Genomic DNA, 13,986 nt, shown 5'->3' with positions numbered 1-13,986 from the left:
CAAAGGAACGGTTTATGCGCACAATATATTCAACATTACTTCTTTCACTTCTAATTACTTTAAGCGGTGGAGTGTTTGCAGATAGTCCTACCAAAGCTGAGCTTTACGATGGCATTGAGATTACGGTAAACATCAATACAGCGACGGCTGAGGAACTGTCAGCGCTATTGGTTGGTGTCGGTGATAAGAAAGCCAAAGATATCGTAGCTTATCGAGATCAGCACGGTGCATTTACAGCACCTAATGATTTGGTCAATGTGAAAGGTATTGGCGAAGCGACGGTTGAAAAGAACCGTGAGCGAATTCAACTTTAGTTTGAAGGGTTACGGCAGTTTGAAGGGGTACGGTTATGGAGGGCTACTTCCTATTCGGTAACCATAGTACCAAAGCCATGAAGCCTCCAGCGATAGCGCCTGCTAGGTGGGCTTCAATGGCCACGCGAGCATTAATCAGTTCGCCAGTGGTGCTAGAAGGGCCAACAAGCTGCTCCCAAGCTATTTTAGCTATTAACCCCAACACCAGAAGCCAGCTTGACCTCCTGCCGTTCAGCGCTTCATTGAGAGCGAATAAACCAAACAACCCATGTAATGTCCCAGATAACCCCACATAGATATGAATGTCCGTCAGCAACAACGCCAGTCCAGTGATTAGGCTAATGAAAAGCAATGCACCAATAAGCAGTTTTTTATAGGGTTGAAACAGATAGCTGATGATCCACAAGCCTGCTAGATTCATCAGAAGGTGTGAGTAGTTGGTATGTGAAAAGTTTCCTGTTAGGATCCTCCACCATTGCCCATCGGCAATTGCATTTTTATCCCAAACTACCCAAGCCTGCACAGGCTCAAGTTGGAATAAGACGCATAAAAGTGAAGTGAAAATTAAAACAGGGTACACATTAAATCCATGTCTCGTTATTGCCCCCAATGCAGTAAAGCGTTGAAAGCTTGTATTTGTCAGTGGGTTACACCACTAGAATCGAACGTTGAGCTTATCATTCTTCAGCACCCATCAGAAGAGCATCGCCCGATGGGAACTGCGCGTATCCTCTCACTATCTCTAAATAACAGCGTGACGCTTGTAGGGGAAGACTTTTCAAACAATGTACAACTTAACGCGTTGCTGGCTGATGAGCATTACCAACACGTGATTTTATACCCGAGTGAAAATTCTGTTTCTGTTGAGTCAGCAACCTGTCCAAGCAAAAAGCTACGTGTGATTTTATTGGATGGTACGTGGAAAAAGGCATTCAAAATGTGGCAAGTTTCCAATAACTTACACGCATTGAAAACCGTACATTTGCCAAAAGACCTCAAAGGTAATTATCGAATTCGCAAAGCGCCCAGTGAAAACAGCCTTTCAACCGTCGAAGCGGGTTATCATTTGTTGAGCTTGTTAGAGAGTGATGGCGATTTTAGTCCGTTGTTAACGGCATTTGACCAAATGATTCAGTTTCAAATTAATCAAATGCCGCCAGGTGTCTTCGAAAAAAACTATTTAGATTAATTCGTTACCAGATATTCAAGCGATTGAGCACTTAAAACTCTGTATGAGCTGAGAACAATTGCTGATGCATTTTCTGCGCAAGATCATCGGTCATTGAAGATATGTAATCCGCTATCACGCGCATCTTTTTTGAATCGTCTTGGTGTTGTAGCCATTGTTTTTTTATCTGTAATGGGAGTAAGCGTTCAGGATCGGCACTGAATGCCTCAAACATGTCCATGATGATTTGCTGCCCCTTGTATTCAATGACCTGAACTTGAGGGACGTGGATAACAAACTCGCTAACGAAATGTTTCAGCTTATCTAGTGTGGCGTCCATACTCGGTTCGAGCACGGCATTGTAAGCCAACAGCACATTCTCAAAGCTAGCATCCACTCGTTCAATCGAAATACTGGTTAGTAGTGCGTTAACTATCCCACCAATCGCATCTTTTCGACGATACTGCTCACCAGAGAAAAGCATCTCTGTAATTGAATCTAGGTGTTCACAAATCCAAGGATCGGCCATCTCTTTGAGTTGAGGATAAGCAGAATCGACCCATTGTGCTTTGGTCACTGAACCTAACACAATCGCATCTTCCAAATCGTGCACGCCATACGCGATGTCGTCAGCCAACTCCATGATGGAACAGTCGAGTGATTTGTACTTAGTTTTGTTGTGCTCAAGTGGTTCGGTGTGTGATTTTCTTTTTTGCTTTAGAAGCTGCTGATCGTTAATTGAAAGCGGCTCCAGTACCCAGTTGAAGAGCTCTTCATCGTGGTCGTAAATACCTTTTGCTGGCATCCAATCCCTAGCACGAAGTTGTCGTTGGTGTTTAACCGGTTGAGATTGAGTCTTAGCTTGAACTTCACTGAGTAGAGATGGGTATTTAATCAACCCTAGCAGAGTTCGCCTTGATAGGTTCATTCCGTGATTTTCGGTGTAAGGTTCCAGTTGCGTGACAATTCGGAACGTTTGGGCATTGCCTTCAAAGCCTCCATGGTCGCGCATCATGTAGTTGAGTGCGACTTCACCACCATGTCCATAAGGCGGATGGCCAATATCGTGTGCCAAACACAGGGAATCAATCAAGCTGTCTGAAGGTAATAGGTCTCGGAACTCGGGTTGTTTTTTTTTCAACTGCGCGACAATACCTGTACCCAGTTGCGCCGCTTCTAACGAGTGAGTAAGGCGAGTACGGTGGAAGTCATTTACTGTGGTGCCGTGTACCTGCGTTTTGGCTTGCAGACGACGAAATGCAGCAGAGTGAAGCACGCGAGCACGATCGCGTTGATACGGGCTGCGGTGGTCATCACGTCTTATTTTATGTTCATCATCATTTCGATGTTGCCATTCTTGTGCGAGTTCAAATGATGGTTCGAGTTGGACAGTCAAAATAGCACCTATCAATCTGATTTATTTAGCTAATTACACTCAAGTTATACCTAGCTAGCTGATTTCGTCTAGTGATAATTCAAAACTCGGTGCAAAGGTGGTGAGAAAGTAATCCATTTCTGGGCTTTTACGTTGTTCGAGAGTCTCTTCCAACCTGCGTTTAGCTTGCTCGTATTCGTGATTGCCCGCGCTGAGTTCTTCCAGACATTTTAGGTAAGCACAGATAGTGTCTGCTTGTTTCACAATGCTTTGTTCTTCTTCGCTTGCCGTCCCGGATATTAAGAATGGGGCGAAGTCATCTTGAAACTCTTCTGGCAGCATCGAAAGTAGCCTTTGTTCTGCTGCCGCTTCTATCTTCTTATACTCTTGGGCGATATCTGGATTGTAGTATTTAACCGGCGTCGGCAAATCACCAGTTAGCACTTCACTGGTATCATGGTACATACCAAGCAGTGCAATGTGTTCAGGGTTGAGTTGACCATCGAACTTTTTGTTTTTGATAAGCGCCAAGGCGTGCGCGACGAAAGCCACCTGTAGGCTATGTTCAGAAATATTTTCGCTGGAGATTGAGCGCATGAGGGGCCAACGCTGGATAAGCTTCATGCGTGCTAGATGGGCAAAGAAATGGCTTTGTTTCATGATCGTCCTTTCTAAACGGTGCTCCACTCGCAGCTGTTTTCTCATAAATAGTGCGAGACAGCGGATACAAAAAAGGCTCCTAAACAGGAGCCTTTTAAGCATAGAAGTGAATGAATACAAGTTAAAGTCTTTTAAAACAGTAAATTGTAGTCATTTCTCTTTGGGTTCATTAATCGCCAGTGAGCTCGTCTTGGCTGTAAGTCTGCAAGAAGCGCTCGAGGCGACCAATTGCTATTTCTAGATCTTCGATGTGCGGCAGAGTCACGATGCGGAAGTGATCTGGTTTTGGCCAGTTAAAACCAGTACCTTGAACCAGTAGTACCTTCTCTTGCTTAAGGAAATCGAGTACAAATTTCTGATCGTCTTTGATGTTGTACATGTTGGTGTCAATCTTAGGGAACAGATACATAGCACCCTTAGGTTTCACACAAGACACACCTGGAATCTTGTTGATCAGTTCCCATGCGCGGTCACGTTGCTCAAGTAAGCGACCACCGGGTAGCAAGAGTTCGTTGATACTTTGATAACCACCCAGTGCGGTTTGGATGGCGTGCTGCATCGGTACGTTGGCACATAAACGCATTGAGGCCAGCATTTCTAGCCCTTCAACATAGCCTTTCGCGATATGTTTAGGACCCGTTAAGAACATCCAACCACCACGGAAGCCACATACACGGTAAGCCTTAGACAAGCCGTTGAACGTGACCATTAATACGTCTTCAGCCAGTGTTGCCACTGATGTGTGTACAGCGCCGTCGTAAAGCACTTTGTCGTAGATTTCATCCGCGAAGATAATCAAGCCGTGTTCACGAGCAATCTCAACCACTTGTAGTAGGAAGTCTCGGCTGTATACCGCGCCCGTTGGGTTGTTCGGGTTGATCAGAACGATACCGCGCGTCTTTGGTGAAATTTTTGCACGCATGTCATCTAGGTCTGGATACCAATCTGCATCTTCATCACATAGGTAATGAACCGGTGTGCCACCAGAAAGCGCAACAGACGCTGTCCACAGTGGGTAATCCGGAGCGGGAACTAAGATTTCATCACCATTATCCAGTAGCGCCTGCATAGACATAACGATAAGCTCTGATGCGCCGTTACCAATGTAAACGTCTTCGACATCAAGGTTACGTAGACCTTTTTTCTGATAGTGCTGAACAACCGCTTTACGGGCTGAGTAGATGCCTTTTGAATCGCAGTAACCTTGAGATGTCGGTAGGTTGCGGATTACATCAACAAGGATTTCATCAGGGGCGTCAAAACCAAATGGGGCGGGGTTACCAATATTAAGCTTCAGTATTTTATGCCCTTCTTCTTCCATGCGCTTAGCATGTTTGAGTACAGGCCCCCTGATTTCGTAGCATACGCTGTTGAGTTTTGACGACATCCCGATATTTTGCATTGCCGATTTCCTGAAATTAATTTAAATACTTTATTAAAGTACCGCAAAATGAAGTTTGATAGAATAAAAATCTGATGAATGTCGCATTTCAGTGTCACGTTTGGTCTTTTTGTTGTCACTATTCTCTAAATTTTAATTAATCGCTTTATTGGGCATTGGTTAAGGTGAATAAGAGGGCTGAATCGCTTAGAATCACAGGAATGTTCAAAAGATTTTATACATTCTTGATCTAAGTGGGTGCTGCCCATAAAGTATCAAACTAATATAATAATAATTTAGATGTGAACGAGGTCGATTTGTCACATTTCCAGCAAACTATCTCCGCTTTGATTGAGCGAGTACAAAATGCCCAAACAAGCGAAGTTCGTTGTGTTGAAGTTCTAACGCAAAAACCATCGTTTGCATTTATTGAATGGCTTCATGCTCAACCGCTCTTTCCTAAGTTCTATTGGCAGTCACGCGATACTCGTGAAGAGGTCGTTGCGCTCGGCCAACTGCATACTTTCTCCGATCCCGCTCCTGCGTATGCAATTCTTGGTAAAGAACAACGAATCTGGGGTGGACGTTCGTTTGACGGACATACCGCAAAAAATCGTCGTTGTATGGAATCGTTCTTTTTCCTTCCACAGGTTGAATTGATTCGCTTTGACAATACATGGTCGCTAGCGGTTAATTTATCTCCTGAGCGTGTTGCTTCAATTAATGCTTTGAATAAGCTTTCTGTCGAAGCGGCAATACTGGCTCCGCTGTCTGCCCATATCGAACAGATTAACCATGTTCCAGAAAGAGAGCAGTGGGGTAACTTAGTTGATAAAGTGCTTAAAGGCATCAGCGACGAAGAGTACAAGAAAGTTGTTTTGGCTCGTAAAACCACATTACAGCTCGATGCGCCAATTTGTGCCGCTCAATTACTCAAAGCCAGTTATCTGCAGAATCACCACAGCTTTCACTTTATGTTGGTGTTGGACTCTAAACACAGCTTTATTGGTTCGACGCCAGAGCGTTTATACAGCCGACATGGTACTGAGCTTGATACCGAAGCTCTTGCTGGAACCATTGGTCGCGGGGAAAACGCAACCGAGGATATGGAGTTAGCCAATTGGCTTTCTCAAGACAGCAAAAACCTCAATGAGAATCAGTATGTGGTTGATGATATTATTGAGCGTCTGACTCCTCATTCCCAAACGGTGCACGTTGAAAAAGACGCGCGCTTGGTGCGTTTGCGTAAGGTCCAACATTTAAAACGCAATATTCACGCGCAACTTAACTCGGGTGTTAATGGTGTTCAGTTACTGAGCTCATTACAGCCAACTGCCGCAGTCGCTGGCTTACCCCGTAAAGAAGCGATGGACTTCATTCTAGAACATGAACCATTTGCAAGAGGTTGGTATGCAGGATCGGTTGGCTATATCAGTCATCAACGCGCTGAATTCTGTGTGGCGATTCGAAGTGCCTTGGTTGTAAACGATCAAGTACAACTGTTTGCGGGGGCGGGGATCGTGCCGGGATCAGTCGCTGAGCATGAGTGGCAAGAGTTGAATAAGAAGATGTCGACTCTCCTGAGTTTGATTTCAGATCACCCACCTTTAGGTGTGGCATCATGAATCACGACCAAGCCGTATTAAATAGAGTTTGGTGTAACACATTACTTGAAGAGCTTGCACGCAGTGGCGTGGAACATATTTGTGTCGCGCCAGGCTCTCGCTCAACGCCGTTAACACTCGAAGCAGAAGCTAACTCCAAGCTAACTCTACATACTCACTTTGATGAGCGTGGTCTTGGGTTTCTTGCTTTAGGCTTAGCAAAGGCAAGCGATAAGCCTGTTGCGGTGATCGTTACATCGGGTACAGCCGTTTCGAATCTGCTGCCTGCAACTGCTGAGTCAGGGCTGACACGAGAGAAGTTGATCTTGTTGACCTCTGATAGACCCATTGATTTGGTTAACTGTGGTGCAAACCAAGCGATTCAGCAACAGGGAATCTTTTCAACCCATGTTGAAAGCGCACTTAATTTACCAAGTCCAACCACACAAATTTCGTTGAATTGGCTGCTGACATCGGTTGATCACGCGCTCGCGAAACAACAAAGTGTTGGCGGTGCGATTCATATTAATTGTCCGTTCCCTGAGCCTCTCTATTCAGTGAACAGTGCTGAAATGTATGCTGATTACACGGCCAGTATTGCAGGGTGGAAAGCTTCGACGAGCCCGTATTCCAATACCTACTTGCCTAACCATTTGAATGAACAGCCAGTCGCGCCGGGCGATTACGTTGCCCGTAAAGGTGTGGTGATTATTGGCTCTATCGATAATAAAGCCGCGAAAAAAGCAAAACAGTTTGCATCAGCTTTAGGTTGGCCAATCTTCTGCGATCCTCAATCGGGCGTAAGCAGCGATTGGAAACACTATGATCTGTGGATGCAGAGTGATATAGCCAAAGAGCAACTTAACCAATGTGATTTCATTCTTCAATTTGGTGAGCGCATTGTTTCTAAGCGACTTAACCAATGGATAAAGTCGAAAGCAGCACGATTCAATTCATCACAATACATCGTTGTTTCACCAGACACGCATCGTATAAACCAAGATCACCTGCCTCAAATTCATATTGTTGGAAATATTGATTCATGGATATCGGGTCAGCATCTACCAACCTTGTTAGGCCAACATGCAGGCTGGGCTGAACCTTTGGTGGAAGTTGCGAATACAGTTCAACAATTAGCGTTGGCACAGATATCTAATAACGACCAACTGACGGAGCTAAGTGTTGCCGTTGATTTGTCGACTAGACTTAAAGACAGAGAGTTGTTTGTGGGAAACAGCTTGATGGTAAGGCTGGTGGATATGCTGTCATCAATATCTGCGAATCAAGTTTACAGTAATCGTGGTGCATCGGGCATTGATGGCTTGGTGGCGACGGCTGCGGGCGTGGTGAAAGCTAACCAAAACCCTTTATTGATGTTGCTCGGTGATACCTCTTTGTTGTACGACCTCAACTCGCTGGCTCTGCTGACTCATAATTTAACGCCAATGGTTATTGTTGTGACTAACAACGACGGTGGGGCGATCTTTGATTTGTTGCCGGTTCCTGAGCAACAAAAACAGTCACTTTATCAAATGCCTCATGGTTTCAGCTTTGAACATGCTGCTGCGCAATTTCAGCTCGGTTACGCTGTACCTGAAACTTTGAATTGCTATCAAAATATTGTCGATCAACATTTCGAGCAAGGTCAGGGTACCTTGATCGTTGAAGTTAAGACGCCTCCCGAACAAGCGTCTACTTTACTGAAACAATTCAGTTCAATGCTCACAGAGGCATTAGCCTAAGGACTTTACATGCTTTACTCCAATTATTACCCAGCTTCAAAAGTATCTTCTGACAAACCTTTGCTTGTTTTTTTACATGGTTTACTCGGAAGTGGGGATGATTGGAGTGCATGTCATCCATTTCTCGAAGATTTTCCTCGTCTTTGCATAGATTTGCCCGGGCACGGACAAAGTCGCTTTATCGACCCAGTAGGCTTTGATCATTGCTGCAAGAAAATCGTTCAGTGCATCACTGCTCAACTTGCCCTCAACGATCTTCCGGCGGATTATCCTATCGTAATGATTGGCTACTCGATGGGAGGAAGGCTCGCCATGTATGGAGTGACAAGCCCTTGCTTTGAGACGCTCAACCTAGAGAAAGTCATCATTGAAGGTGGCAACTTTGGCTTAGAGTGTGATGAAGAAAGAACACAGAGGTTAGTACATGATACGCAGTGGGCTGTTCGCTTTGCGCAGCAGTCAATTGAGGATGTTTTAGACGATTGGTATCAGCAAAGCGTCTTTTCTTCACTAAATCATGAGCAAAGACAAACTTTGGTCATAAAGCGTAGTGGTAACCTTGGAGTATCCGTAGCAAATATGTTGTTATCGACTTCATTAGCGAAGCAACCGGATTTACGTGCCACATTAAAATCTCATGAGCATCAATTGCATTATGTGTGTGGTGAAAAAGATCGTAAATTCATGGAGCTAGCTGAGAATAGTGGCTTTGAATATAGTCAGGTAGATTACGCGGGTCACAATGTTCATTTTGAGCAACCAGAGCTGTTTTCAAACCTGATAATTCAATGTATCGCCAGTCGTCGCTAAACTGATTGAGCGATTATCTCGTACAAAGCGCTATCAAAAGCAGAGCAACACCGTCACGACTATTCGATAGTTGTGTTCTCTAATAGAACAATGGGAATCACCATGGCTAAAACAGTAGGCATCACCGAAGAAGAACTTTACGCAGCCGTTAACTGGCGCGATGAAAGCAGTCAATTTGAAGATATTCAGTACCACAAATCTGACGATGGTATTGCGAAAATCACGATTGCGCGTCCTCAAGTACACAATGCGTTCCGTCCACAAACCGTGAAAGAGATGATCAATGCACTGGCTGATGCTCGTTACGACGAGAAAGTAGGCGTGATCATTTTAACGGGTCTTGGTGAGAAGGCGTTCTGTTCTGGTGGTGATCAAAGTATTCGTGGTGATTACGGTGGCTATCAAGATGATTCAGGTACTCATCACCTGAACGTACTGGACTTCCAACGTCAAATTCGTACTTGTCCAAAACCGGTTATCGCAGCAGTATCTGGTTGGGCAGTCGGTGGTGGGCATGTACTTCACATGATGGCAGACCTTACTATCGCAGCTGAAAACGCACAGTTCGGTCAGACTGGCCCTAAAGTGGGTTCATTTGATGGCGGCTGGGGTGCTTCTTACATGGCTCGTATCGTTGGCCAGAAGAAAGCGCGTGAAATTTGGTTCTTGTGTCGTTTTTACGATGCTCAAGAAGCATTGGACATGGGCCTAGTGAATACAGTTGTACCTGTTGCTGAACTAGAGAAAGAAACCGTTCGCTGGTGCCGTGAAGTTCTTCAACACAGCCCAATGGCACTGCGTTGCTTGAAAGCCGCACTAAACGCAGACTGTGACGGCCAAGCCGGTCTACAAGAGCTAGCGGGTAACGCGACAATGATGTTTTACATGACAGAGGAAGGCCAAGAAGGCCGAAATGCGTTTAACGAGAAACGTCGACCTGATTTCGACAAATTCCCGCGTAACCCATAGTCTTACTCCTATTCAGAATGAGTCGCTAATAGCGGCTCGTTTTGTTTTAATGTTCCCGCTTTTTAGGAAACCTAATGAACTCAGTGAATTCTCAGCGCCAAGCTAAACTCTACCGTTATCAATTACCTATGGATAGCGGCGTGATACTTCGTGATAATAAGTTGAGCGAACGAATGGGTTATATAATCCAACTTGAGTGCGACGGTAAAACGGGGTTTGGCGAAGTTGCTCCCTTACCCGGCTTTAGCCAAGAAGATACCGAACAAGCTGGTATTCAGCTGCAACACGAACTAGAGCTTTGGAGCCACAATAACCCTCAAACGCCGTTTGATGAACTGCACCCTTCTGTCGCATTTGGTTTCTCGATGGCGATGATGGAATTACGAGGTGATCTCCACGCAGAAGGCAACTACCAAGCTGCGCCTCTGTGTACTGGCGATCCTGATGAGCTGATTCCTGTGCTCAATGAGATGAAAGGCGAGAAGGTTGCTAAGGTAAAAGTTGGGCTTTATGAAGCAATTCGTGATGGCATGCTGGTGAGCTTATTCCTTGAATCGATTCCTGACTTAACGTTAAGACTTGATGCTAACCGTGCGTGGAAACCAGAAAAAGCGAAACAATTCATTAAGTACATTTCGCCTTCACTGCGTCAGCGTATTAGCTTTATCGAAGAGCCTTGTCTGAAGCCAGAAGATAGCTTGGCATTTGCTATTGATCACGGTGTGGCGATTGCGTGGGATGAGACTTTGCAAGAAGCGGTACGAAGCCCTGAATTTAACCTGAGTGATTTGACAGGTGTTAAAGCGATTGTCATCAAACCGACTCTGATTGGCTCGGTAGAGCGCTGTGTTGCAATCATTGAACGTGCTCAACAACTTGGTATTAAACCTGTATTGAGCTCAAGCATAGAGTCGAGCCTTGGTTTAACTCAGATTGCTCGATTGGCACAGCAATACTTACCTAATGAAGTTCCAGGGCTTGATACGATTGGCTTGTATCAGCAACAGCTAGAAGTTTCTTGGCCGGGTTGTCAGCTTCCAGTTTCAACGCTTAAACAACAGCAATTGATTTGGTCTTCTTAGGCTGATCGTTCGATTGGCTTAGACCGTTCTCAATTTATAACTTGGTTATCTTATGATGCGCCCACAATCTAATCATCACCCGCTCTGGGTACAGTGGGCGCAGCAGAACCCACATCAACCCGCGTTAGTCACTGCTAATCGAGCTTACACTTGGCAGCAAGTAACAGCGTTAGTGAGTGAGTACCAACAACAGTTGTCTCGTCAAGGCCTATCTGAAGGTGATGTACTGACGATTGTTGGTAAGAATCAGGCTGAAGTGATTCCTGTTTATCTTGCCGCACTCAATTTGGGTGTGGTTTGTGCGTTTACGATGCCTCAGCCTGTTTCTCGCCTAAAACAGAAACTCGATTCTCTCTATAGTGAAAACGATAATAACTTTGTTTGGTTGTTAGACAGCTGTGGAATAGAGTTATCTGAAGTCCTCCCTCTGAATGTTAAGTTATTGACGTTACCTTCATTGCAAAAGCTGTCAGAAATAAACACAGCTACTGGCTTTACTGAGCCTCAAACTAAAGCTGATTCTTGTTTTGAGCCTAATTGTTTAGCCACTATCGTATTCACTTCTGGTTCTACCGGAAATCCCAAAGCGGTTGCCCATACACTTGAACAACACTTGTGTTCAGCGCAAGGGTTACTCGACGTTTTTTGTTTTGAACAAGACGATACTTGGTTGCTTAGTTTACCTATGTACCATGTGTCGGGCTTGGCGATTGTTCATCGTTGGTTGGCGGCTGGTGGTTGTATCAAAATAGGGTCAGGCCAACTCGAAACGGATATTGAGGGGTGCAGTCATGCTTCATTGGTCGCGACTCAACTGCATAGGTTATTGAAGAGTAAGCAAGCACTTACTTTGACTCATGTACTTTTGGGCGGTAGCCATATTCCAGAAGAACTTGGTCTTCAAGCTCAACAGATGGGTATTGAAACCTGGCTTGGGTATGGTATGACAGAAGCGGCTTCGACTGTGACGGCTAAGCCTGTTGATTCAACTCGCACCGCAGGATTTGTGCTCAATCATCGACAATTGAAAATTGAAGACCAACGAATTTTTATTGGTGGCGATACACTGGCTTCTGGCTATTGCCATCAAGGTGAATTAACACCCTTGGTGGATGCTCAGGGTTGGTTCGATAGTAAAGATCTCGGTGAATGGGACGGCGAACAAGTGTCGATTATTGGCCGAGCGGATAACCAATTTATTTCTGGTGGCGAGAACATTCACTGCGAAGAAATTGAGCGAGCGCTAACTCAATTATCTGAGGTTAAACAGGCTTTTGTCATCCCTGTTGAAGACCGTGAGTTTGGTTTTAGACCTGTAGCGATTATCGATTGTGATGAACTACCTACCAAAGGTTGGTTCGCAGAACAGTTACAAGGGAGCCTAGAGCGATTCAAATTTCCTATCGAGTATTATCAAATGCCTGAGCAAGAACAGCAGGGGATCAAAGTATCGAGAGCAGGCTTGGCATCTTGGTTGTTTCAACGTAGGAACTAAAAAGCCGTACAGCTCTGGAAGTTGTGTGTCGTTTGCTAGATTGGAAGACGGTTAGTTAATTTAGCAATTAGATAGTTCAAAACAGAATTTATTATCTTTATAACCATCCATCATAATAAGCCCTATAAATAACGGATTATAGAATAAGGTCTTATTATGAAAATTGCCCTCATTATTGCGGTTTTGCTGCAGATAGGACAAGCGGTTACTTCGTCAGGTCTGACTCGATCGTTAGCTGAACTCACTGCATTTGTACTGGTTGTGGTACTTGTTTTGATGAAAAGAGAGAGTAACAAGAGTGATAAGCCCCTGTTTGATTAGTGACAGTTTCAATTGTAGATATGTACGTTATAAACGATAAAGGCAAAGCCCACTAGAGCTTTGCCTTTTTGTTTTTTTGTTCGCTAGTTTGTTACTAACTAAACTAGCACTAACGAATCTAAAGTACTTTTCAGCGGATTAGGCGAGCGTTAACCACGCTAGTGATCCGGTAGAAATCATCACCCACATAGTAATACCGAACATCAATGGCTTTGGCCCTGCTGCTTTCAGTTTCTCAACGGAAATACCGCAACCAATCAAGAATAGACATAACACCAATGCACGCTTAGAGACATCAAAGATACCTTGGTAGACCATCTCAAATTGTGGCAGCAAGTCACTAATCGCAATAGCGGCGCAGTAGAAGAAAATGAAGTAGGGAATCGTAATCTTCTTTTGATCGTTCTTGAAAATCATTGCACTGACCAACGCGATTGGGATAATCCAAAGTGCGCGTGCTAGCTTCAATGTTGTTGCGGTCGTTAGTGCTTCTTCGCCGTAAGCTGATGCGGCACCAACAACTGAAGAGGTATCATGAATCGCTATCGCAGCCCATGTGCCAAAGGTTTGCTGGCTTAGATCAAGCGCATGGCCAATCATCGGGAATAAGAATAGAGCGATTGAGTTCAATACGAATACAGTGGCTAACGCCAAGCCAATCTGTTCATCGTCTGCTTTAATCGCTGGAGCTACCGCTGCAATCGCGCTGCCACCACAAATTGCAGTACCAGAAGAGATAAGGTAACCCGTGGTGCGATCCAGCCCCATTCGTTTTGCTAAGAACCAACCTACGACTAGCGTGCCGATTATAGTCGTGACAATTAAACCAATTCCATCGCCGGTTACCGCCAGTGCTTTTTCAAACTGAATGCCAAAGCCCAAGCCAACAATCGAATAGGCCAGTAGCTTCTTTGTTAGTTTACCGACTTCCAAGTGCTCAGGTACTAAACCTAAACTCGCTAGAAGAAAACCGATAACGAGTGCAGTCGGTGAGCTTACCCAAGGGGTTAAGCAAAATAGAGCACCAAGATAAAATGGAATAGACTTTTTTAGGTTCATTATATT

General features: G+C 44.7%; 14 protein-coding genes. 9 read left to right on the top strand and 5 right to left on the bottom strand.

Translation table 11 applies throughout. The features are described from left to right. Positions 1-14: 14 nt before the first annotated feature. Positions 15-314, top strand: coding sequence for a ComEA family DNA-binding protein (locus OCV36_RS11330; protein ID WP_017073580.1), 300 nt, complete (start codon positions 15-17; stop codon positions 312-314). A gap of 43 nt (positions 315-357) precedes the next feature. Here the strand turns inward: OCV36_RS11330 and rrtA are convergent, their stop codons facing one another. Continuing rightward, complete coding sequence (gene rrtA, locus OCV36_RS11325) at positions 358-894, bottom strand: rhombosortase (RefSeq protein WP_135457995.1); 537 nt, start codon at positions 892-894, stop codon at positions 358-360. A 9-nt stretch (positions 895-903) separates the two neighbouring features. Here rrtA and OCV36_RS11320 point away from each other — a divergent pair, with 9 nt between their 5' ends. Beyond that, a complete protein-coding gene (locus tag OCV36_RS11320; RefSeq protein ID WP_017073578.1) occupies positions 904-1,503 on the top strand; it encodes a tRNA-uridine aminocarboxypropyltransferase in 600 nt (199 codons plus the stop codon). Positions 1,504-1,534: 31 nt separating this feature from the next. Here OCV36_RS11320 and OCV36_RS11315 read toward each other — a convergent pair whose 3' ends face one another. The 3 genes from OCV36_RS11315 to OCV36_RS11305 all read right to left on the bottom strand — a co-directional run bounded on the left by OCV36_RS11315 (position 1,535) and on the right by OCV36_RS11305 (position 4,919). Then, positions 1,535-2,878: an anti-phage deoxyguanosine triphosphatase gene (locus tag OCV36_RS11315; RefSeq protein ID WP_135457998.1), complete on the bottom strand. Its 1,344-nt coding sequence runs from the start codon at positions 2,876-2,878 to the stop codon at positions 1,535-1,537. Between the two features lie 54 nt (positions 2,879-2,932). Next, positions 2,933-3,517, bottom strand: coding sequence for a 5'-deoxynucleotidase (yfbR, locus tag OCV36_RS11310; RefSeq protein ID WP_017073576.1), 585 nt, complete (start codon positions 3,515-3,517; stop codon positions 2,933-2,935). Between the two features lie 169 nt (positions 3,518-3,686). Beyond that, a complete protein-coding gene (locus OCV36_RS11305; protein WP_017073575.1) occupies positions 3,687-4,919 on the bottom strand; it encodes a pyridoxal phosphate-dependent aminotransferase in 1,233 nt (410 codons plus the stop codon). Between the two features lie 296 nt (positions 4,920-5,215). Between OCV36_RS11305 and OCV36_RS11300 the strand changes: the two genes are divergently transcribed. The 7 genes from OCV36_RS11300 (at position 5,216) to OCV36_RS11270 (ending at position 12,921) form a co-directional block, all read left to right on the top strand. Further along, on the top strand, positions 5,216-6,523 hold the full coding sequence (locus OCV36_RS11300; protein WP_135458000.1) for an isochorismate synthase: 1,308 nt from the start codon (positions 5,216-5,218) through the stop codon (positions 6,521-6,523). Beyond that, a complete protein-coding gene (gene menD, locus OCV36_RS11295; RefSeq protein ID WP_135458002.1) occupies positions 6,520-8,244 on the top strand; it encodes a 2-succinyl-5-enolpyruvyl-6-hydroxy-3-cyclohexene-1-carboxylic-acid synthase in 1,725 nt (574 codons plus the stop codon). The genes OCV36_RS11300 and menD overlap by 4 nt, the downstream gene beginning before the upstream one ends. A gap of 9 nt (positions 8,245-8,253) precedes the next feature. Further along, complete coding sequence (gene menH / locus OCV36_RS11290; RefSeq protein ID WP_135458003.1) at positions 8,254-9,054, top strand: 2-succinyl-6-hydroxy-2,4-cyclohexadiene-1-carboxylate synthase; 801 nt, start codon at positions 8,254-8,256, stop codon at positions 9,052-9,054. Between the two features lie 102 nt (positions 9,055-9,156). Continuing rightward, positions 9,157-10,023: a 1,4-dihydroxy-2-naphthoyl-CoA synthase gene (gene menB / locus OCV36_RS11285; protein ID WP_135458005.1), complete on the top strand. Its 867-nt coding sequence runs from the start codon at positions 9,157-9,159 to the stop codon at positions 10,021-10,023. Between the two features lie 74 nt (positions 10,024-10,097). Next, entirely contained in the window at positions 10,098-11,105 is a 1,008-nt protein-coding gene (menC, locus tag OCV36_RS11280; protein WP_135458007.1) for an o-succinylbenzoate synthase, read from the top strand. Between the two features lie 52 nt (positions 11,106-11,157). After that, the gene (menE, locus tag OCV36_RS11275; RefSeq protein ID WP_135458009.1) at positions 11,158-12,600 is read left to right on the top strand and encodes an o-succinylbenzoate--CoA ligase; all 1,443 of its coding nucleotides are present in this window, start codon (positions 11,158-11,160) and stop codon (positions 12,598-12,600) included. 156 nt (positions 12,601-12,756) lie between these two features. Further along, positions 12,757-12,921 carry a hypothetical protein gene (locus OCV36_RS11270; RefSeq protein WP_017073568.1) on the top strand — a complete coding sequence of 55 codons (165 nt, stop codon included), beginning with the start codon at positions 12,757-12,759 and terminating at the stop codon, positions 12,919-12,921. A 138-nt stretch (positions 12,922-13,059) separates the two neighbouring features. Here OCV36_RS11270 and OCV36_RS11265 read toward each other — a convergent pair whose 3' ends face one another. Next, entirely contained in the window at positions 13,060-13,980 is a 921-nt protein-coding gene (locus tag OCV36_RS11265; protein ID WP_135458011.1) for a YeiH family protein, read from the bottom strand. Positions 13,981-13,986 lie beyond the last annotated feature (6 nt).

The sequence above is a fragment of the Vibrio echinoideorum genome, from assembly GCF_024347455.1.
Lineage (GTDB): Bacteria > Pseudomonadota > Gammaproteobacteria > Enterobacterales > Vibrionaceae > Vibrio > Vibrio echinoideorum.
Note: the sequence above shows the minus strand (reverse complement) of the source record. Positions and strands in the feature narration are given on the sequence as shown.

Bases quoted from the DNA above. Each gene is read 5' to 3' on its own strand.
- OCV36_RS11330 (WP_017073580.1), top strand. From the start codon at position 15: ATGCGCACAATATATTCAACATTACTTCTTTCACTTCTAATTACTTTA.
- OCV36_RS11320 (WP_017073578.1), top strand. From the start codon at position 904: ATGTCTCGTTATTGCCCCCAATGCAGTAAAGCGTTGAAAGCTTGTATT.
- yfbR (WP_017073576.1), bottom strand. From the start codon at position 3,517: ATGAAACAAAGCCATTTCTTTGCCCATCTAGCACGCATGAAGCTTATC.
- OCV36_RS11305 (WP_017073575.1), bottom strand. From the start codon at position 4,919: ATGCAAAATATCGGGATGTCGTCAAAACTCAACAGCGTATGCTACGAA.
- menD (WP_135458002.1), top strand. From the start codon at position 6,520: ATGAATCACGACCAAGCCGTATTAAATAGAGTTTGGTGTAACACATTA.
- menH (WP_135458003.1), top strand. From the start codon at position 8,254: ATGCTTTACTCCAATTATTACCCAGCTTCAAAAGTATCTTCTGACAAA.
- menB (WP_135458005.1), top strand. From the start codon at position 9,157: ATGGCTAAAACAGTAGGCATCACCGAAGAAGAACTTTACGCAGCCGTT.
- menC (WP_135458007.1), top strand. From the start codon at position 10,098: ATGAACTCAGTGAATTCTCAGCGCCAAGCTAAACTCTACCGTTATCAA.
- menE (WP_135458009.1), top strand. From the start codon at position 11,158: ATGATGCGCCCACAATCTAATCATCACCCGCTCTGGGTACAGTGGGCG.
- OCV36_RS11270 (WP_017073568.1), top strand. From the start codon at position 12,757: ATGAAAATTGCCCTCATTATTGCGGTTTTGCTGCAGATAGGACAAGCG.
- OCV36_RS11265 (WP_135458011.1), bottom strand. From the start codon at position 13,980: ATGAACCTAAAAAAGTCTATTCCATTTTATCTTGGTGCTCTATTTTGC.